We start from the raw sequence: 18,025 nt of genomic DNA, 5'->3' as shown, positions 1-18,025 counted from the left end.
GCCGTTAGGAACAGAACAAGCATCGGTTCCGTTCCCATCCGCTGTTCCATTGTCTTACCCGTTCCGTCTGTATATCCTCTGCTTGCCGTAGATTGGCAGGACTCTTGCCTTCCCGGTCCTGCTCCACCCGTCCATTCTCTCCATGATGGCCGCAATGGAATAGCTGTCCGATGGCTTCATATCCTCTTTCGGCTTTCCGAAGCATTCGCACCAGATTTCCATGTTGGAAACCTCCATCCGGCGGACGCTGCCGTCCAGCCGCATCGGGTCATCCGCGTCCCGGACATAATCACGCCGCTTATAGACATCCATCGAATCCCAGTTATCGGGCAGGAGCATATCCAGGTATTCCTGCACCAGCCCTTCCCGGTCATCCCGTTCCATCGCCGCCCGCTGCTCTTCTTTGGCATAGTCTTCCAGTTCCGGTGAAAGATACAGCTTCTCCCCGGCTTTGGCATATACCATGACCTCCGCCCAAATCTGCTTCACCGTATCCTCATCCATATCCCAGGGCTTGTACTTCCCGTTTCCCGGCACCTTCACATTCCAGTACCTTCTGTTCCCGGTAATGTCCCTGAGATACCCGCTCTGGCTGTTGGTGGTGCCAAAAAATACGCACTGTCTCGGATGGGGCGTTACCCTTCTTCCGAAGCTTGCCCGGTACTTGTCATCCTGCCTGGAAATAAAGGCTTTCACCTTATCCAGGTCCGCTTTCCGCATCCCGGCAAGCTCCCCGATCTCCATGATCCAGTACCCCTGCAGCTTCTCCGCCGCCGTCTTGTCATTCATATCCGACAGGTTCAGGCTGTCCGAGTACCATTCGCCGCCCAGCTTCGCGATCAGCGTACTCTTCCCGATCCCCTGATCCCCGTTCAGAACAATCATGCTGTCAAACTTGATTCCCGGATGGTACACCCGGCAGTAAGCCGCACAGCTCCTTCCTTGTAACTGCCCGAACATATGGAGTGTCCTCCGCCCCAAGATAATCGATCAGCAGCGTATCCGCCCGCTCTACCCCGTCCCAAGCAGGAAGCGTCTCAAAGAACTCCCGGATCGGATGGTAGGACCGGTCATCCACAGCCTTCGTAACGGCGATATCATAATTCCTGGCAGAAAATGTCCCGTATGCCGCGTCCACATAGCAGATCAGCTGGGCGTCATCCGCGTCACGCCAGAACTTGGCCGGATGCGGCCAGGGAACGTTTCCCCGGATCTCCATACCGTCCGCCAGCTGGTTGAACACAATCCCCTTCAGGTTCTCATCATTCTCCAGGATCAGCATAAGGTTATGCAGGTTATTCTTAAGTTCCATACTCTTCTTTTCATACTGAAGCTGCTTCTTCCACGCGTCCGGATCCGCTTCATCAAAATCCTCCGCTGCCGCCTGCCGCTTTTCCTCAAAGATACGGAGTTTCACCCGCTCATCCGCCACGGCGAATTCGGCCATTGCATTATAGGACTTTTTCGGGTCATCATCCGGGAACTTATGCACCCTCACCGCGTCAAAAGCGTTCAGCAGCTGCCCGCAGGCCGGATCCGTCGCGTGGAAGCTGTAGGCAAACTTCTCATCAATGATGATGACGCCGGCGGAACTGTCTGCGGGGATATAGTCATATCTCCCTTCCATTGCCGACGGCGCGTAAACATCCGGCAGGAACTTTTCAATCGCTTCCCGGATCGGATAAGCACGGCAGAAAGCCCCCACCACGCCGGTCTTTGCCAGCGGGTCCGCCTGCTGTTTCGCAGACTTCTCCACCGCTTCCGATTCCCTGGACGATACCGGCCAGGTGGAAACGTCCCGCCAGTCATCATAAAGCCCCAGGTAAGCATCCGGATCCAGGAGATCGCCGTCCATGACCCGGAACACATACTCCCCGTTTGAGGAAGTAGACGGCCAGTACATAAGCCGGTGCGGCTGGTATGTGGTATCATCAAACAGATTCATTCCGATCTCCTGCGCCACCTTGCGGGCAAGGGCCGGATATTCCTCCTCGGACACATCCCGTTTCAGCGGGAAGATCAGCCGCAGCCGCGGCGCCTCCGGCGTATGCTTGTGCGTAGAGTAGACACACATCTCATGGGAATTGAACAGGGAAAGCTCATCCAGGATATCCGGCGTGCCATGGTCCATATCCAGCGTCAGCATAGACCGGCACAGAACCGTCCCAGTCTTTCTCCTGCCGCCCCGCAGATGCCCGCCCACAAAGCCGCCCACATCCTTGACAGCGTCCTGCTGCGGCTTTGTCATCTTCCTGTATTCCTCCACTGTTTCCGTGGTGGTCTGCGTGGTGCTGACCCTTTTGCAGAAGTCATCCCAGGAGATCTCATTATTCTTCCATCTCTTCTCCATACGGGAATTTCCATACGCGATCTTCATCCTGCCATCCCCTCCTTCTCCCGCAGGTCATCGGTAAAATACCGGATCTTCTTGCGCAGTTTCCTGGCCTTTTCAATCTCAGCGGCCATGCCTTCGGAGACTGTATCCCCGAACACCCAGACCTCTTCGCATTTTCCCATAAAGACAATGCCCATCTTAAGCCCCAGCCACCGTTCTGTTTCCTCATCCAGGTACTGCGGGCAGAGAAGGTGCGGGGCAATCGGGATGCAGTGTCTCTCCACTGCGAACCTGGAAAATGCCCTTGCCCGGAACGTATTCTTCTCCACATCTCCCGCGTAAGGAGAACAGATATAGACCAAAGGGCGGTACGCGGCTGCCGCCCTGGCCGCGCGCTCTTCCGCCTCGATCCTGGTCAGCGCCTCATATACCACGGGATCATAATATCCCTCGCTGTTATACTTGCTGACTCCCATGCTCAGTTCCCCCTTTCAATCAGCGGAAGGATTCCGTCCGCTTTCAGCAGGTCATAGATGAAAAGCCTTCCTTTCTGCGTCCAGTACGTATGCACCTTCGTATGCGTTGTCCCGTCATGCGCCGGATAAGCGTGTGTCTTCGTGCTGGTGTAGCCGCACCCGGCATATTTCTGGTACAAAAGCCAGATCTTTCCGCCCTGCTTATACTGCACGCCTTTCTCATGCAGGTACTGGTTCATCCGCTTCGCGCTCCATCCATAATCTTTCGCGAATTCCGATACCGCCATCAGGCTGGGGCTGTTCAGGACCACATCATAATAGCTTGCCTTCGGCCTCATCTCCGCAAGCTGCTGCTTCTGCACGGCGGCCTCCTGTTCCAGCGCCATCCTCTTAAGCCGCTCGGCCTTAAACGCCTGCAGCGCTTCGATCAGGGCATCCGTGTTGTTCACAATGTCATCCATCGCAAATACTCCGTGCTTTCGGATCGCCGGAAGGACTTTCGATGTCACCCACCTCTTGAAGCGTTTCGCTGAAGGAAGCTTACTGGACAGGATCAGGCTGTAAAGGCCGGATTCGTTGATAAACACCGGCGTCTGCTCCCTTCCGATGGAGTCGCGGATCGCTACCCCATCCATTCTGTCCTCTTCATCCACATGCTTCGCCAGAGCGTCCCTGGTATTGGCGTAACCAAGGATCTCCGCCACATCCTTCCCGACAAAAAACGGCTCGCCATTGACTGTGATACTGCGGACCGAGCCGAACTCCGCGTTGCTGAATACCTGTAACTCACTCATGAATTACCCTCCTTAGTAAGAATTATTGAGTTTGTTTTCTCAAGTCACAGGCAATAAAAAAGAGAGGATTTTTACCCTCTCTCAAAAAAAAAGAATCCGTTTAGCTATCTGCCAAACGGACTTTATACTTTTTAATCGATCTAATTATGTATGTTTTAAGCGGGATCTACATACGCATGTACTATTATCCCCATGATCATCGTCATACCAAAGCACATTAAAGACTCTGCCTGTCATATACCCATATAATCTATGGCTGCCCGTTACGCGCAATGATATTAATGATTCTGCTTCTATATATTTTGAAGCTAACCTGTCTTGTGCAACCTTATTCAATTCGCTCAAATCCAAGGAGTGATTTTGCTTTTTATCTCGAACCAATATTTCGCTCCATGTTTGACTCTCTAATGATTTTAATCTTGGAAGAATCTCTGTCCAAAATAAACTTCCCATATGATCCTCTGAGAATGCCCACATCTCCTGATCAGAATTTGCAAAAGACCATGCAGGATTTTCTGAATAGTATCGCTCAGGATTTCCACCCTGAGCGATAAACTTCCCTTTCGGAGTTTCTTTTTGCTTTATCTCTTTTTTTCGTTTAGAGCCCGCCATAATACAACGCCATACTTTCTTTCGTAATCACATTACTGCATCCGGCACCTAACGGAACTCCTTTTCTCGCTTTAATCCAAGGATCTTCCATGTGTGTCAGCTGACTGAGCCACTGGGCATCGTGGCTGCCATAGTGCTCTAATACTTTATCGATAGTATCTTTTTGATCTGCAGATAAATCTCCATCCCCACCAGTTTCATCGCTCGCACTTACTGAATACTTACCCTGGGTTTTGAAAAACAAATCAGGACATACCGGCCCATTAGCCCAAGCCTGAAAGTCTTCTTCAAATAAAGGAGAATCATCCCAAACAAGAGACCATGCCTGAGAATAATAGCATAACTTTTGAAGTTTCATAGTTGACATAGATCCAGATTGTTCCAAAATATATTTTGCTGTATCAAAAACATTTGCCATTTTTTCATCCTCCTTTCTCCATCTATAATATAACACCAATTAGAGATTGTGACCAGTCTGCAAATTGTGAATTTTTTATGATGGATATTCATATAAATTTTATTATATGTACAGTCTTAATCCTTTTTATAAAACTGTGTTTCGTAGCCATCGGCTCTTAAAACCAGCCCCTCCGCCCAGAGCGGCGTCCGTCCCATCTGCTCACAGATCGCTTCCAGGGAAGCGTCCTTCTGGCACTCGATGATCAGCTCATCATGCACATGGGCGCAGATCCGACAGTGTGACAGAGTCCGTATGGCATAGCAGAGGATATCCCTGGATATGGCCTGCACAATGTTCTCCACAAACTTCGGGCCGTAACTCTCGATCCGCTCCCACTTCTTCGTCCCGCCCACGCCTTCATAGGTCACGGATTCCCCGCCGAAGCGGTTCTCACCAATCCTCGGCTTCACGTAGGAAAGCCTTCTCCCGGAAGGCAGGGTAATGAACAGCATCCCGTTGCGGCACTCAAAACGGATCCCCCGAAGGACAGACGGTTTCCGCTGCTTCACCGCTTTCTTTACCGCCCGGTCCACGTCCCACCAGAACCGAACGATATTGGGATTTGCGGTTCGCCAGGAATCCACCAGCGGCTGAAGTTCTTCTTCTGTCAGTCCCATCTCAATGGCTCCCATGGATTTCAGTGCGCCGACAGACCCGCCGTATCCCAAAGCAAGTTCCGCGATCTTCCCCTTCTGCCGCAGTTCCGCGTTCCGTCCATGCTTTTCCACAGGCACCCCAAACATCGCCGATGCCGACGCGCAGTAAATATCGCCGTTCTTCACAAATACGTCCATCCTCCACCGCTCCCCGGCAAGCCAGGACAAAACCCTCGCCTCGATGGATGAAAAGTCCGCCACGCAGAACTTGTTTCCTCCCGCAGCGACAAAAGCAGTCCGGATCAATTCCGACAATACATTCGGCACGGAATCATACAGTATGGCCAGGGCTTCATAATCCCCATTTTTGACAAGTCCTCTCGCCTGTTCCAAATCCTCCATATGGTTCTGCGGAAGGTTCTGCAGCTGGATGATCCGCCCGGCCCACCTGCCGCTCCGATTAGCCCCGAGGAACTGAAACATGCCCCTCGCCCTGCCGTCCCTGCAGACAGCGTTCCGCATGGCCTGATACTTCTTTACGGAAGACTTTGCCAGCTGCAGACGGAGCTTCAATGCTTTTACGACTTCTTCATCCATATCTCTATCCGCAATCATCTTTGCCGCGTCCTTCTTTCCCAGCGATTCCGTCTCTATGCCCCGGCTGGACAGCCACTGCTTCATCTGCGCCACACTGTTGGGATTTTCCAGCCCGGTAATCTTCTTCATGGCATCCAACAGCTGATCTTTTGAGATGCCATCCAACCGGATTGCGTTCTCCACCATATCTATATCCAACAGGATCCCCCGGTCATTGATCTCCTGGTCAAGCCAGAACTCTTCCCAGACAAAATCCGGCACCGGGAAATTCCGCAGTCTCTCCTGGATGGATCTTTCCACTTCCACATCCCTCTGGTTATAGGACCTGAAACGCTCCCATTTCTCCCTGTCATGTTCCGGGAGGTTCCTGGTTCTTCCTCCATTAGCCTTCGTTGCTTTGCACGGCACGCAGAAATACCGGATCAGTTCTTTCCCTTCTTTCAGCTTCTGCTCTTCCAGCCCCAGCACCGCTCCGGCGCCGGCAAGGGATAGGGGCAGCCCCATATAGGCGGACCAGACCATGGAACATTTCCATCCCCGCGGATCCAGATAATCGCCAACCGTATCTCCCGGCACACTGTAAGAGGAAAAGAATTCCGGATGGTTCCTTCTCAGCCATTCCGACAGGCAGACACGTTCAAAATTGCTGTTGAACGCCCATTTCGTCACGGTTTCATCGGACAGGGCGGCCAGAACTTCCTCCGGCATCGTCTTCCCGGACGCCAGGTCAACCACCCGGACGTCACCGCCGTCCACCGCATAGCCAAAAAGCAGGATGTCAAAATCCGGATGCTGCACATACTTGTACACGCCGCATTTACCCAGGTCATTCTCAGAATATGTTTCAATATCAATACTGATCGTCTCCATCTTTCCTCCAATCTGAAAGCAGGCGCCGGCCATTTCTGACCGGCACCCGTCTTCCCAAATATGATCATCCTGTTCTTAGGAAAGGAAATCTTCCTCATCCGCTTCCGCGAAATCATCTTCCGCCCTGCTCTTGCCGCCAAGGGGCTCGCCGTCCCGGATCTTCTGCAGGTTGTTCAATCCGCAGGCAATCCCCTTGTTCCCGTTGCTGTTGAAAGCGTAGAAATTGATGCTCGCCCTGCCGTACACCCCGGAATACACCTCGGAACGCTCCAGGATCGGGTTCCTGTCCGCGTCCACGATCCCCGGCGCCGTGCCGCTGTTTGCGTTCACGAAATAAGAATTGGCATAGGCCTCGTCATCCGGCCTTTCCGCGTCGCCGTCACGCAGCGGCGTCTTCAGCGCAGAAAGCGCCGGTACAGATCTGCCATTGCCTTTCAGCTTGCTCTGCCCTTCCTCGTAGGCCGCCTGGATTGCCGCCCGGATTTTTTCCAACGTCTTCGTGTCAGACTTCGGGATGATCAGGGACACGGAATATTTCGGCGCACCTCCATTGATGGACTTCGGCTCCCATGCGTTGACATAGCTCCATCTGGTGTTGACTCCGGTAATTACTTTTGTCGGGTTGTTAAACTTAGTCATACTTCTTTTCCTCCTTCATTTTCACTAAAATCTTCATATGCTGTATTAAGCGCCGGTCTCTTATCGGAATCCGGCACCAGCGCCGGCTTGCCTTGCGGCTTTACGATAAACGGGCCAAGCACTTCCTCGAACTTCTTTTTCCCCATAAGGGCAGTCATGGCGGTAATGCCGAGAAGCTTCTTCTCATAGGGATCATATCCCGCGGATTCCGCCGCTGAAATAACCGCGGCCTCATCACTGTATTTCCGGTTCGACCTGCCTTCCACGACTTTGAAGCCTTCATAATGCGTTCCGGACAGGGCCTGCTGCAGGGCGTATTCCTTGATATCTGCCGCCCAGGATACCAGTTCATCAATCTTCGGAAGGATCGCTGCGATCTCAGTCTCTTCCAAAACGGCAGGCATCTCAAAGTCATACCGTGCAAGTTCCAGGTTATATTCCGCTCTCTTGCGGCACGTTGCTTTCACTTTGCAGAACCGGCAGTGTTCCCCTGCCTTGAACTCTCCTTTGCCCTCATAGGCCAGGGCCGCCGTTGGCTTTAAGACTTCCTCCGCCCAGGCGAGCAGTTCTTCTTTTGTCATAGCGCAGGTACTGACATTCTCACGCCGGGGCTGGAAGATGGTCATACGGACCTCTTGGATGTCATACAGGCCGTCAAACAATTCCAGGGCGCCCAGCGCATAGCACATCATCTGCGGGTTCTTCTCCGCAGATACGAGTACGCCCACCCCATGTTTATAGTCGATGACCTGCAGCATCTCATCCGCCACGATCACGCAGTCGCCGGTACCGAAACCGTTCTCCACCCATCGGGAAAAATCCAGCCTCTGCTCGATCAGCACCTGCGGATCCGGGCAGCGCTTCTTTGCCGCCTCGATCTGTTCGTTGACATAAGAACAATAGCTTTCCGCGCAGTCCCGCATCTCCTGGTCGTAATAAGTAAGGTTTTCGGTCGGATCCGTCACATCCTTCCCCAGTGACTTTTCCACCAGATAAGCGCAGAGTTCATGGCAGTCGGTACCCTGCTGCGCGTAAGGGCTGGATCTGTCTTCCTGCTCCGCGCACAGTTTTGCCGAAGGCGGGCATTCCAGCCATCTGTGGCTGGATGACGCCGATAAAAACGCATGCTTTCCCATTATCCCAGCACCTCCGCTTCCGCCATTACCGCCGCGTATTCCTCTTTATCCAGCGCCGACAGCTTGTCCGCCCCGTGCGCTTCAAGGATCTTCCTGATCTCCGCGGTATGCCCGGCCCTGGACTTCTCCGCCAGGAATGCCCTTACCTCAGTAAAGGTATATTCCTTTGCCGGATCTGCCGGAGCTTCTGTCTTCTTTTCCCCTGTCTCAGAAAAAATCCCTGTCAGTTCATCGGCAATGTTCACCAGGCTCTCCCCGCACTTCTTCAATTCCTGAAGCAGCAGGTTCAGTTCACCCATCTTTGACATGTTTTTGCACCTCCTTCCTCAACTTCACGGATGTCTACGGATTCCACCGTCTGCCCCGGTGACAAGAGATACACCTGCGTAAACTCCCCAAACAGGAACTTAAGCAGTCTTGCCGGGAGTTTCACATCCGCGCCCTTCAGCACGTTCTCCTTACGCCCGCTGGAATCCGAGACGTTAATGACAATCTTATGTTTGACCGCCATTTTTTCTTCACCTCTCTTTCTGCAGGAAGCTGTCTTCCTTACATGTCACAGGCAAGAAAAAGGGGAGAGATTTTACCCTCTCCCGAAAAAACCTTTAAAAATATTTCTTAATGCATTCGATCGCCTTATCATAATGGACCTTTGCCACCTTGACGCTTACTCCCATGATCTTCGCCGCCTCTGTCCTGGAGTATCCTTCCAGGCCGATCAGCCGGTAAGCCTGTCTCTGCCGGTCCGTCATCTTTTCAGCGGCGATCTCGCGAAGCTTCAGCACCTCATCCGGCACATCCTCATCAAAGGGGTCATAACTGACCCCGGCAAGCACGCTGCTCTTGTCCAGCTCCCCGTCATCCGTGTCTCCGGCTATGTAATCCAGGGAAAGATTCCAGTTCATATCAAACTTCTCTCCCGGATGCGCTTCTTCCCATTCTTTTTTCGCAGTTTTCTGTTCCGCCGTCAATTTCGGATGCCCGTTCTTGATGTTGTTGGTGACTTCATTATCATCCATCCGGTGCAGATCCTGGATCCACACCTCGGTCACGCCCATCTCGCCCGGCCGGACTGTCGTATAAACCGTCCGGTAACCGCCGCGCCCGTCCTCAACACTCACTGGATAACGGTACACATTTCTCTGGTTCTGTCTCGTCTTTCTTACTCTCATGATTGCCTCCTTAGCTGGCCGGGAGGCAGTGAGAGCAGGGTACCCGGTACGGACTTCTGACCAAAGTACCCAAAGCCAACAAAATGCGCAGGAAAACAAGGGTACTTACACCCGTGTTCCATCAGCTGTCTTTCTCAAAGCTGATTTCCACGGTATGTCGTATCCTGCCTCACTGCGCACATGCGGCCGATATGAATTTTTATCTGAGCATCTTTGGGATACTCATCAGGACCGGCATCCAAAGATGCAGGTTCTGGTCAATACCCAAAGTGTCTTTCTCCTTTTAGCCGGATCTTTTATCCTCTCCTTTCCCAAACGCCTTCGGTGAAGCCTTTTCCGGCCCGTCTATTTACTTATTCTCTTTTTAAAGATGAAATTGTCCCGTTTTTTGTAAACCGCACAAAAAAAGAGCCTGACAAAATACAGATGATTTTCACATCTATACTTCGTCAGGCCCTGGTCGTTATGATCTCTCATACGCCGATTCGCTCAGTACGAACCTTTTTCTTGTGGAAGCTGACCGCAATGACCGATTTGCAGATGGGACATTTAATTTTGATGATGCCCTCTACTGTCTCCGGATCCGCGTCAAACAACCTTTTATTTTTACAACATGGACAAGCCACATGCACTTCCTGCATATCTTTTCGCCTCCCGCAAGAGGCCAGCCAAAAGGGAATGTCAAACTGACCGTTGGTGATTGTTTTATTTTCCTCTGCACTGTTTGCCGTGACTTAAATCCTATGGCAGCGATAAATATAGTATATCGAACGTGTGTTCTGTTGTCAATAATTTTCGCGCTCCCAAGAAAATCCTGGCGAAGTTTTATTCGGTTGAATTTACGTCAGAACCTTTATCTCCAAATCAGCGGATCTAAGACAGTGAAATACAATTATTCAGCACAGAGTATTCACCAAAATACACTGAACTGCAGTATTATAAATTTTTATTCTGTAATTCTTAAATCTAAATTTATAATCACAGATTTCAATAGTGTATTTACAGTAGTCAAATCTCTAAGCCTATGTTAGAATGAATATGTATAGCCGCACCACTGAACAGGTCCTAAAATACAGGTTCCAACCTTTTGACAATTACATCTTACTAAAAAGGACGGACAAATGCGGTTATGCACGGATACACTTAAACAACCCAGGACAAAGTTTGGCAAAGAGGGATAAAGCAATGGATTTCAAAGAGTTTATTCATAGATTGGCCTCTGTCATCAGCGCCGGCGGAAACACAGCAGAATTTACACGCTCAATATTTGAAGCAATCCTTTCCGATGACGGGCAAGTTATTTTAGATGAGTATCAGCCCAGCACCTATAAATCTTTTTATAATGGTCAGGCAAAGATATCGCGGCTTGCCAAGAAAATAAATACATACATTGAGCCTATGGCTTTTTCAGAATATATTCATCAATTTCCAGACGGCGCTGTTGAAAACCTTTGCCGGCAGTTTTCTGATGTTCTTCCGCATATAAGTCTGCATAATGCAGGTGATATGCTCGCCGACTTATTTAATTCAATCATTATTGAAGCGGCGGGTGCTTCTAAAAAAGGAACTATTCCGCCCATTATTATTGAACCTAAAGGCATTGCTCCTGATCTTGCTGCTGTTAAAGACGGAGTATTGTATTTTGGCGGCTTGCCCCAGGAAACCGGCGATGTACCTCATCCTTTTCAAACTTATCTCAATACTGCGTCCACCTATTATTCAACAAAGAAAACTTTGCTTTACGCTGAGAAGCCCCACCCATTTTATGATCTCTTTATCTGCAGCAACATCAAGTATAAGAAATTCAAGGCGTCAGGGCTTAGAGATTTCAAGTCCGAAAAGATTATTGAGAATGCTACTATAGAAAAACTGGAAAAAGAGTCAAATTATATTATTATTGAAGGAACCGGCGGCATCGGAAAATCCATGATGCTTACCCATCTTTTCCTCTCATCGTCTCAGTCGATAGATGCGAAGGGCCATGTTCCCCTGCTTCTTTCTCTCAAAAACTACAAAGATGACACAAATGGAATCGTGGACTTTATCTGGAAATCAGCCAAGGATTTTGATTCGAACATCTCTCAAGCAGATGTTATAAACAGCCTGCTGAATAAAGAACTTGTTCTTTTGATGGACGGACTTGATGAGATTCAGTCATTAGTCAGAGAATCTTTTGATACGGACTTGGAAGCCTTTATAAAATCATATCCGGGCAACATGATTGTGATTACATCCAGGCCAGTTTATAATTTCATAGCGTATTCTAAGTTTTCAATATTTAATATCGAACCTTTGACAAAACCTCAATCCTTAGCACTTATTGAAAAACTGGAGTTCTGGGATACCGCGGCTAAAAATAGTTTCATGGAGGCTTTGGATCAGAAATTATATAACTCTCATTATCAGTTTGCCAGCAACCCGCTACTGCTCACAATCATGCTGATGACCTATTCTTCATTCGGAGAGGTTCCTGCCAAAATGCACGTGTTTTACTCCAAAGCATATGAGACAATGGCAAGACTGCATGATGCTACAAAAGGATCATTCAAACGTCCCCTTCACACAAAGCTTACCCCGGAGGAATTTTCTAAGTATTTTGCAGAATTTTGTGCCAGAACCTATAAAGATGAAGAATTGGAATTTACTGATATCAGCTTTAATTCTTATATGCAGAAGGTACTCAAAGATACATACGCAGAAAAATGCGGTGCAGCACCTTATGACTTTCTTCGCGATCTTACTGACAACCTGTGCATCATGTACCGGGAAGGAGAAAAATATTATTTTATACACCGTTCCTTCCAAGAATATTTTGCCGCAGTTCATTTTGCCTCGGGATACGATTCAAAGCTTATCCGGGTAGGCAACTTCTTTGAAAAAATGCAGGATCGTTCCTATACTGACAGAACCTTTGATATGCTCTGCGACATGATACCGGAAAAAGTAGAAAGATACATTTTTCTTCCTCATTTACGTGCTTTATTAGAAAAATGTTCAGCATCAGGCACAGACGAAGAATATTGGACTTTTCTTGAAGATCAGTATCCTGTTCTATATTATCAGGAAGGAGAAACCGGTGACACCTATTTCAATGAAGCGCAGTCTTTTATTTACAGGAAAATATTAGAATTTAAGCATCTTGGAGGACTTGTTGATTTGGATTTTCTCGACTGGCCTTCACTGATTTATGATCTTCCGACAAAAGAATCCGTACGAGTTTATGAATATTTTTTGGATGAAGATGTTTATGAAAGATTTCAAAATCAAGAAGAAATCGCAGAAAGTCTGATGGATGATACAACAGTTGCTTTTGAAGAGGATGTTCCTTATCAATATAATTACCTCTTCGGCAAGCCGGAGCAAACCGGCATTACTATCGAAATAGAAATATACCAGCTGACGCATAATCCTGGTAAATATAAAATTCTTCGTGACTTTATGGAAGATTCGGGTTTCCCATTAGCAGAAGAATATCAGAACATCAAAAGATACTATGATGAACTGCGTGCTTCAATTCAAAAAGAAGACGAATCTGACGATTTATTCGATGATTAGAAAGGACAAAATCTATGAAAATCAGCTATAATAAACTCTGGAAACTGCTAATCGATAAAGGAATGAACAAACACGATCTTAAAGTTGCATCCGGCGTAAGCTCAGCGTCCATTGCCAAGTTGGGCAAATGCGAAAACATTACTACCGATGTACTGCTGAAAATATGTGAATCGCTGAACGTTCATCTTGAAGATATCCTGGAAACCATTGACGAGGAGGAAAAATAATGAAGCTGCTTTATTCAAATATACTTCCTTTGGGAACAGCGGATGATCAGCAGACAATTATAGACTGCTTTCAGGAACAGCTGGCCAAGGCAGATTATGTGGAAATAGCTGTCGGCTATGTTTCCCGTGCTTCTCTGGAAGAGTTGGATAATTTAATTTCTGATTACAGCATAAAACAGATATGCCTGAATATCGGAATGTACTATATCGAAGGCATGCCCGAAAGTTCCTATCACACTGCTGTAAAAATCAACAAAAAATGGCGCGCGTCCAGAACGGGTGAAATAAGAATTGTCCGTTCTTTCAAGTATCACGGAAAGCTCTATTGTTTTTATAAGGATGGAGTCCCTTTTTCTGCAATCATAGGATCCGCAAACCTCGGAGTTATAAAACTGGAAGCCTCAAACAGAAGACAGTATGAAATCTCTTCTCTTACAATTGATCCATCGGAATGCAAAGAGATATCGGATTTTATACAGAAACTGAAAGCTCCGGCATGTTCAGCCAATATTGAAGATATATCCGATATGCCGCTGATATTTGAAAAGAACACTGCTCTCTCAGGCATCGAGCTCGTTGCAGAAGTACCTCCTTCAAATGTTGAATTTTATAAAAGATGTTCAGCATACGCATCTTTTCTTCTTCCGCTTAAAGTACCTGCTTATGCTGAGAGACACATGGATGACGGCAAACATTTTACCAAATCAAATGTAAATGTATGCTATGCCGCTCCAAGAAACAAACGAAAATCCCGTGATTGGTATGAAACACAGCTGACTGTTGCAAAAGAAATTACCAAAATTGATGGCTATCCAGAAAAGAATAAACCATTTTTCATCATCACAGATGACGGATATTGGTTTAAGGCTCACACCACAAGCGACGGCAACAAACAATTCAGTGCTGTGGGCGATGAGCTGATCATGGGACGTTGGCTTAAAGGCCGCCTTGCCGCTGCAGGTCTTGTTGTTCCAGTAAATGATACCCAGCTGGATACGGACCGAACAGGAATGATCACCAAAGAAATCCTTCAGGAATATGGCTGTGAAAATCTATACCTCAAGAAAACCGGGCAAACAGCCCTTGATGAAGACGGAACAGCTTTAGATGTATGGATGCTCTCTTTCAGGCCTGAAAATAAGGAAGGAGACGAAGAATAATGTCGTATCTCAAAAATTATCTGAATAAAATTGTAGAACGCGGAAATACCGGGCTTGCTGAATCGATTTCGGCAACTGCAGAAGATGTCGGGAATAACTATCTTAAAAAATTCTCATTTATGAGCCATGAAATAGGACTGCTGTTCGGCAACGTACAGTCAGGCAAGACTGGTCAGATGTTCGGAATAATGTGCAAAGCAACTGACCTTGGTTTTCCTGTCTTTGTCCTGCTGACCACCGATAACGTCGTCCTCCAGCAGCAGACCTTGGACCGTGTTAAATCGGATCTGGACGGGTACTGTATCTGCGGCGAAAACGATGCCAGACTTTTTGCTGAGAATAATTTGATGCTCCCGACGATTGTTGTCTTAAAAAAGAACGCAAGAATTCTGAAACTATGGGCCAATATATTCAATTCCACTGGATTCATGCGCGGCAATCCGCTTTTTATCGTTGATGATGAGGCTGATGCGGCTTCTCTTAATACACTTGTCAATAAAAACAGACAATCCTCAATCAACAAATATCTTGGATCTATACGAGACGGCGCCTCAAGCAGTTTATATCTTCAGGTAACCGGAACGCCCCAAGCTATACTTCTTCAAACGGTAGGATCCGGATGGCATCCTCTTTTTACGCATTATTTCAAACCAGGCAAGGGATATCTCGGCGGGGACTTTTTCTTTCCTAAAAGCCGAAAAGCTGAATGCGTAACATACTTGGACACACTGGATCACGCCGAGCGCAATGTAGTTATACGCCATCTTCTTGTTTCAGCGCAGATTTTAGCGTCCGGCGGCCCTGTTTCTAATTGCCTGATACATCCCAGTGTTCGGCAGGCTGCACATCAAAGATTTGCGGACAGCATCATTTCTGAACTTAACTGGTGCAAAGATAACCTCAACGGTGAATTTTCAGATAAACTCAAGAAACAGTATGCCCTGCTTTCTCCGTCAAAAACAGAAAAGCTTCCATTCAAGCAGTTATTTGAATATATAGCAAATCATCTTCTTAATGACGAATCAAAAGTAATCGTGATGAATGGAAAATCAGATGTTGACAGTGATGAATATTCTTTCGGATGCAATTTTGTCATAGGAGGAAACACGCTTGGAAGAGGCGTTACCTTCCCAAGCCTGCAGACCATTTACTATACCCGTACCAGCAAAAAACCGCAGGCTGATACTATGTGGCAGCACAGCCGAATGTTTGGGTACGATCGTGATCCCGGAATGATGATGATTTATATTGACGAGCGCTTATATAAACTTTTTGCCGATATTAATGCCACCAACAATTCCATTATTTCACAGGTCGAACAAGGTTTGGATGATGTCAAAGTATACTATCCAGACGGATTAAACCCGACCCGGAAAAATGTCCTCGACACTGATCATGTGACTGCTATATCGGGCGGAACAAACTATTATCCGTTCCACCCAGACAATGACACCATAGATCAGATTTCTGATCTGCTGTCACCTTTTTCGGAAAATGAACCATATTATCAGGTCAGTCTGCGGCTTATGAAGGAAATACTGTCTCACGTTATCACTGATACAGATTTTAAACTTTCCTCATTCCAGGCAATTCTCGATACAATGCTCGCTGAAGCTCCGACTGCACAGGGAATTCTTATTGTGCGCAGAAACAGAGATATAGCCCAAGGCACCGGTGCATTGCTGTCCCCCAATGATTGGCAGCTGGGAGGCTCCTTCCCCCGTAAAGTAGTTTTAACCATGTATCAAGTTACTGGTACAAAAGGATGGGGCGGCAGACAGTTATGGGTTCCCAATATCAAGCTTCCGCAGGGTGCTGTTTATTATGATGTTGTAGAGGACTGATATGGCTGATAATCATACAAAAGAAGCAAGAAGCCGCAACATGTCTCACATTCGAAGCACGAACTCAAAGCCAGAGGAAACAGTAAGAAAAATTCTGTTTTCTCATGGCTTCCGCTATAGAAAAAATGTGAAGACATTACCCGGGAAACCCGACATTGTCCTTCCGAAATATAAGACCGTAATCTTTGTAAACGGATGTTTCTGGCATAAGCACGATTGCCCTCGTTTCGTATGGCCATCCTCTAATACCGGTTATTGGATTCCAAAGATTCAAAGAAATGTCGAACGAGATAAAGCCAATCAAGCTGCGCTTTCAGCCATGGGCTGGAATGTCATCGTTGTATGGGAATGTGAATTAAAGAAAAAAGTTCTTAAAGACACTATGGAACGTGTTGAAAAGGAAATCCTGGGCAACCTACCCCCAAAATATAATGAAAGAGACAAGAGTTCGTCCCACAAGGAAACGACCAGCTGAACCATCTTCAGCTGGTCGCTACATTATTCATTGATACTTGCTTCTACTGACTCATATTCAATGCCTGCAAAACATTTGAGCAAAGCTTCAAATATTATCTTTGCTCCTCGGCAGGGAACAGCCATTCCAATCTGCTTGCGTACACTTTCCTTACTTCCCAAAAACTCAAAGTCATCCGGGAATGTCTGAAGCCTTGCACGCTCTCTATTCGTTAAAGCCCTGGGTTCTTCCCAATGATAAATATGCGTTCCTCCGCCGCCGCTTCCAGTCACTGTATATGACGGCTTATCCGGATCAAGTCTTTTATATATTTGACTTATTTTTGCGCCTTTGATATTAAGTTTCAACTCATCCGGCAAATCAGCCGTAAAAGCATTCTGCCCGGGAAGTATATGCTTAAGCCTTTCAACAACCTGCTTTGACTGTCTTGTCGGCTCATTATTAAATGCATCGGCAGGAATAGGCGGATTCTCTATTGCATTTCTGCATGTATTATCTATTCCAGCATAAGGTGCAGGAGACGGAACTTTAAATTCAATGTCAATATCGTTTCTTATCCCAATAATAATCAAACGATGTCTCGCCTGCGGTATGCCATATTCTTCAAACTTATACAAATGAGGCGTTATCTTATATCCTGCACCTTCCAGTTCTGATAGGATCTTCTTAAGTGCCTTTCCCTCATTAGCACTTCTAAGCCCGCCAACATTTTCAGCCAAAAACCACTGCGGTCTAAACTTTTTCAGTGCTTTTACTCCATATGTGTACAGAGGTCCAAAAGTTCCATCCATGCCCTTCTGCTCGCCCACTACACTGTAATCGTTGCACGGGAACCCAAAGGCAAGTGCATCGATCGGATCAAGCTGATCCATATCAAAGGTTCTGATGTCTCCGTGATAAACAGAATCCGGATCATCAGGACATATATTATGGCGGTAGGTCTCACAAGTGTCTTCATCATAATCATTAGCCCACTCATGTACAATTCCATATTCCGGGTCATTTATGTCTGCGTGTGTGGCTCCCCAGCCAATTCCGCCAGGACCGCAGAACAATTCTCCAAGATGAAAAATCATA

18 protein-coding genes are annotated in these 18,025 nt (G+C 47.5%); 5 read left to right on the top strand and 13 right to left on the bottom strand.

Annotation, left to right across the window (positions count from 1 at the left end):
* Positions 1 to 54: 54 nt before the first annotated feature.
* The 12 genes from B5F07_RS23355 to B5F07_RS03600 form a co-directional block, all read right to left on the bottom strand.
* Positions 55 to 960 (bottom strand): virulence-associated E family protein, encoded by a 906-nt coding sequence (locus tag B5F07_RS23355; RefSeq protein WP_330397719.1) that lies wholly within the window; start codon positions 958 to 960, stop codon positions 55 to 57.
* Positions 890 to 2,377 (bottom strand): hypothetical protein, encoded by a 1,488-nt coding sequence (locus tag B5F07_RS23350; protein ID WP_330397718.1) that lies wholly within the window; start codon positions 2,375 to 2,377, stop codon positions 890 to 892. The genes B5F07_RS23355 and B5F07_RS23350 overlap by 71 nt, the downstream gene beginning before the upstream one ends.
* The gene (locus B5F07_RS03645) at positions 2,374 to 2,811 is read right to left on the bottom strand and encodes a DUF7768 domain-containing protein (protein WP_087159914.1); all 438 of its coding nucleotides are present in this window, start codon (positions 2,809 to 2,811) and stop codon (positions 2,374 to 2,376) included. The genes B5F07_RS23350 and B5F07_RS03645 overlap by 4 nt, the downstream gene beginning before the upstream one ends.
* Positions 2,812 to 2,813: 2 nt before the next feature.
* Positions 2,814 to 3,605 (bottom strand): phage antirepressor, encoded by a 792-nt coding sequence (locus B5F07_RS03640; protein WP_087159913.1) that lies wholly within the window; start codon positions 3,603 to 3,605, stop codon positions 2,814 to 2,816.
* Between the two features lie 144 nt (positions 3,606 to 3,749).
* Positions 3,750 to 4,217: a hypothetical protein gene (locus B5F07_RS03635; RefSeq protein WP_087159912.1), complete on the bottom strand. Its 468-nt coding sequence runs from the start codon at positions 4,215 to 4,217 to the stop codon at positions 3,750 to 3,752.
* The gene (locus B5F07_RS03630) at positions 4,204 to 4,635 is read right to left on the bottom strand and encodes a Panacea domain-containing protein (protein WP_087159911.1); all 432 of its coding nucleotides are present in this window, start codon (positions 4,633 to 4,635) and stop codon (positions 4,204 to 4,206) included. Before B5F07_RS03630 ends, B5F07_RS03635 begins: the two co-directional genes overlap by 14 nt.
* Positions 4,636 to 4,751: 116 nt before the next feature.
* Complete coding sequence (locus B5F07_RS03625; protein WP_087160024.1) at positions 4,752 to 6,740, bottom strand: DNA polymerase; 1,989 nt, start codon at positions 6,738 to 6,740, stop codon at positions 4,752 to 4,754.
* A 75-nt stretch (positions 6,741 to 6,815) separates the two neighbouring features.
* On the bottom strand, positions 6,816 to 7,379 hold the full coding sequence (locus B5F07_RS03620) for a DUF2815 family protein (RefSeq protein WP_087159910.1): 564 nt from the start codon (positions 7,377 to 7,379) through the stop codon (positions 6,816 to 6,818).
* Positions 7,376 to 8,515 (bottom strand): DUF2800 domain-containing protein, encoded by a 1,140-nt coding sequence (locus tag B5F07_RS03615; protein ID WP_087159909.1) that lies wholly within the window; start codon positions 8,513 to 8,515, stop codon positions 7,376 to 7,378. Before B5F07_RS03615 ends, B5F07_RS03620 begins: the two co-directional genes overlap by 4 nt.
* Complete coding sequence (locus tag B5F07_RS03610) at positions 8,515 to 8,823, bottom strand: DNA ligase (RefSeq protein WP_087159908.1); 309 nt, start codon at positions 8,821 to 8,823, stop codon at positions 8,515 to 8,517. Before B5F07_RS03610 ends, B5F07_RS03615 begins: the two co-directional genes overlap by 1 nt.
* Positions 8,802 to 9,026, bottom strand: a complete 225-nt coding sequence (locus B5F07_RS03605) for a hypothetical protein (protein ID WP_087159907.1) — start codon at positions 9,024 to 9,026, stop codon at positions 8,802 to 8,804. Before B5F07_RS03605 ends, B5F07_RS03610 begins: the two co-directional genes overlap by 22 nt.
* 94 nt (positions 9,027 to 9,120) lie before the next feature.
* Positions 9,121 to 9,687: an RNA polymerase sigma factor gene (locus tag B5F07_RS03600; RefSeq protein WP_087159906.1), complete on the bottom strand. Its 567-nt coding sequence runs from the start codon at positions 9,685 to 9,687 to the stop codon at positions 9,121 to 9,123.
* A 1,185-nt stretch (positions 9,688 to 10,872) separates the two neighbouring features.
* On the opposite strand from B5F07_RS03600, the gene B5F07_RS03595 reads away from it, so the two are divergent.
* From B5F07_RS03595 to B5F07_RS03575, 5 genes are read left to right on the top strand one after another with little or no spacing between them, the layout of a single operon-like run.
* Entirely contained in the window at positions 10,873 to 13,242 is a 2,370-nt protein-coding gene (locus B5F07_RS03595) for an NACHT domain-containing protein (RefSeq protein ID WP_162613045.1), read from the top strand.
* A 14-nt stretch (positions 13,243 to 13,256) separates the two neighbouring features.
* Positions 13,257 to 13,469, top strand: a complete 213-nt coding sequence (locus B5F07_RS03590) for a helix-turn-helix domain-containing protein (protein WP_087159904.1) — start codon at positions 13,257 to 13,259, stop codon at positions 13,467 to 13,469.
* Entirely contained in the window at positions 13,469 to 14,629 is a 1,161-nt protein-coding gene (locus tag B5F07_RS03585) for a restriction endonuclease PLD domain-containing protein (RefSeq protein WP_087159903.1), read from the top strand. Before B5F07_RS03590 ends, B5F07_RS03585 begins: the two co-directional genes overlap by 1 nt.
* Positions 14,629 to 16,473 (top strand): Z1 domain-containing protein, encoded by a 1,845-nt coding sequence (locus tag B5F07_RS03580; protein ID WP_087159902.1) that lies wholly within the window; start codon positions 14,629 to 14,631, stop codon positions 16,471 to 16,473. Before B5F07_RS03585 ends, B5F07_RS03580 begins: the two co-directional genes overlap by 1 nt.
* Before the next feature lies 1 nt (position 16,474).
* The gene (locus tag B5F07_RS03575; protein WP_087159901.1) at positions 16,475 to 16,948 is read left to right on the top strand and encodes a very short patch repair endonuclease; all 474 of its coding nucleotides are present in this window, start codon (positions 16,475 to 16,477) and stop codon (positions 16,946 to 16,948) included.
* A 23-nt stretch (positions 16,949 to 16,971) separates the two neighbouring features.
* Here B5F07_RS03575 and B5F07_RS03570 read toward each other — a convergent pair whose 3' ends face one another.
* Positions 16,972 to 18,024 (bottom strand): DNA cytosine methyltransferase, encoded by a 1,053-nt coding sequence (locus B5F07_RS03570; RefSeq protein ID WP_087159900.1) that lies wholly within the window; start codon positions 18,022 to 18,024, stop codon positions 16,972 to 16,974.
* Position 18,025 lies beyond the last annotated feature (1 nt).

The organism is Lachnoclostridium sp. An169 (genome assembly GCF_002160525.1).
Classification (GTDB): domain Bacteria; phylum Bacillota; class Clostridia; order Lachnospirales; family Lachnospiraceae; genus Mediterraneibacter; species Mediterraneibacter cottocaccae.
Note: the sequence above shows the minus strand (reverse complement) of the source record. Positions and strands in the feature narration are given on the sequence as shown.

Bases quoted from the DNA above. Each gene is read 5' to 3' on its own strand.
- B5F07_RS23355 (WP_330397719.1), bottom strand. From the start codon at position 960: ATGTTCGGGCAGTTACAAGGAAGGAGCTGTGCGGCTTACTGCCGGGTG.
- B5F07_RS23350 (WP_330397718.1), bottom strand. From the start codon at position 2,377: ATGAAGATCGCGTATGGAAATTCCCGTATGGAGAAGAGATGGAAGAAT.
- B5F07_RS03645 (WP_087159914.1), bottom strand. From the start codon at position 2,811: ATGGGAGTCAGCAAGTATAACAGCGAGGGATATTATGATCCCGTGGTA.
- B5F07_RS03640 (WP_087159913.1), bottom strand. From the start codon at position 3,605: ATGAGTGAGTTACAGGTATTCAGCAACGCGGAGTTCGGCTCGGTCCGC.
- B5F07_RS03635 (WP_087159912.1), bottom strand. From the start codon at position 4,217: ATGGCGGGCTCTAAACGAAAAAAAGAGATAAAGCAAAAAGAAACTCCG.
- B5F07_RS03630 (WP_087159911.1), bottom strand. From the start codon at position 4,635: ATGGCAAATGTTTTTGATACAGCAAAATATATTTTGGAACAATCTGGA.
- B5F07_RS03625 (WP_087160024.1), bottom strand. From the start codon at position 6,740: ATGGAGACGATCAGTATTGATATTGAAACATATTCTGAGAATGACCTG.
- B5F07_RS03620 (WP_087159910.1), bottom strand. From the start codon at position 7,379: ATGACTAAGTTTAACAACCCGACAAAAGTAATTACCGGAGTCAACACC.
- B5F07_RS03615 (WP_087159909.1), bottom strand. From the start codon at position 8,515: ATGGGAAAGCATGCGTTTTTATCGGCGTCATCCAGCCACAGATGGCTG.
- B5F07_RS03610 (WP_087159908.1), bottom strand. From the start codon at position 8,823: ATGTCAAAGATGGGTGAACTGAACCTGCTGCTTCAGGAATTGAAGAAG.
- B5F07_RS03605 (WP_087159907.1), bottom strand. From the start codon at position 9,026: ATGGCGGTCAAACATAAGATTGTCATTAACGTCTCGGATTCCAGCGGG.
- B5F07_RS03600 (WP_087159906.1), bottom strand. From the start codon at position 9,687: ATGAGAGTAAGAAAGACGAGACAGAACCAGAGAAATGTGTACCGTTAT.
- B5F07_RS03595 (WP_162613045.1), top strand. From the start codon at position 10,873: ATGGATTTCAAAGAGTTTATTCATAGATTGGCCTCTGTCATCAGCGCC.
- B5F07_RS03590 (WP_087159904.1), top strand. From the start codon at position 13,257: ATGAAAATCAGCTATAATAAACTCTGGAAACTGCTAATCGATAAAGGA.
- B5F07_RS03585 (WP_087159903.1), top strand. From the start codon at position 13,469: ATGAAGCTGCTTTATTCAAATATACTTCCTTTGGGAACAGCGGATGAT.
- B5F07_RS03580 (WP_087159902.1), top strand. From the start codon at position 14,629: ATGTCGTATCTCAAAAATTATCTGAATAAAATTGTAGAACGCGGAAAT.
- B5F07_RS03575 (WP_087159901.1), top strand. From the start codon at position 16,475: ATGGCTGATAATCATACAAAAGAAGCAAGAAGCCGCAACATGTCTCAC.
- B5F07_RS03570 (WP_087159900.1), bottom strand. From the start codon at position 18,024: ATGATTTTTCATCTTGGAGAATTGTTCTGCGGTCCTGGCGGAATTGGC.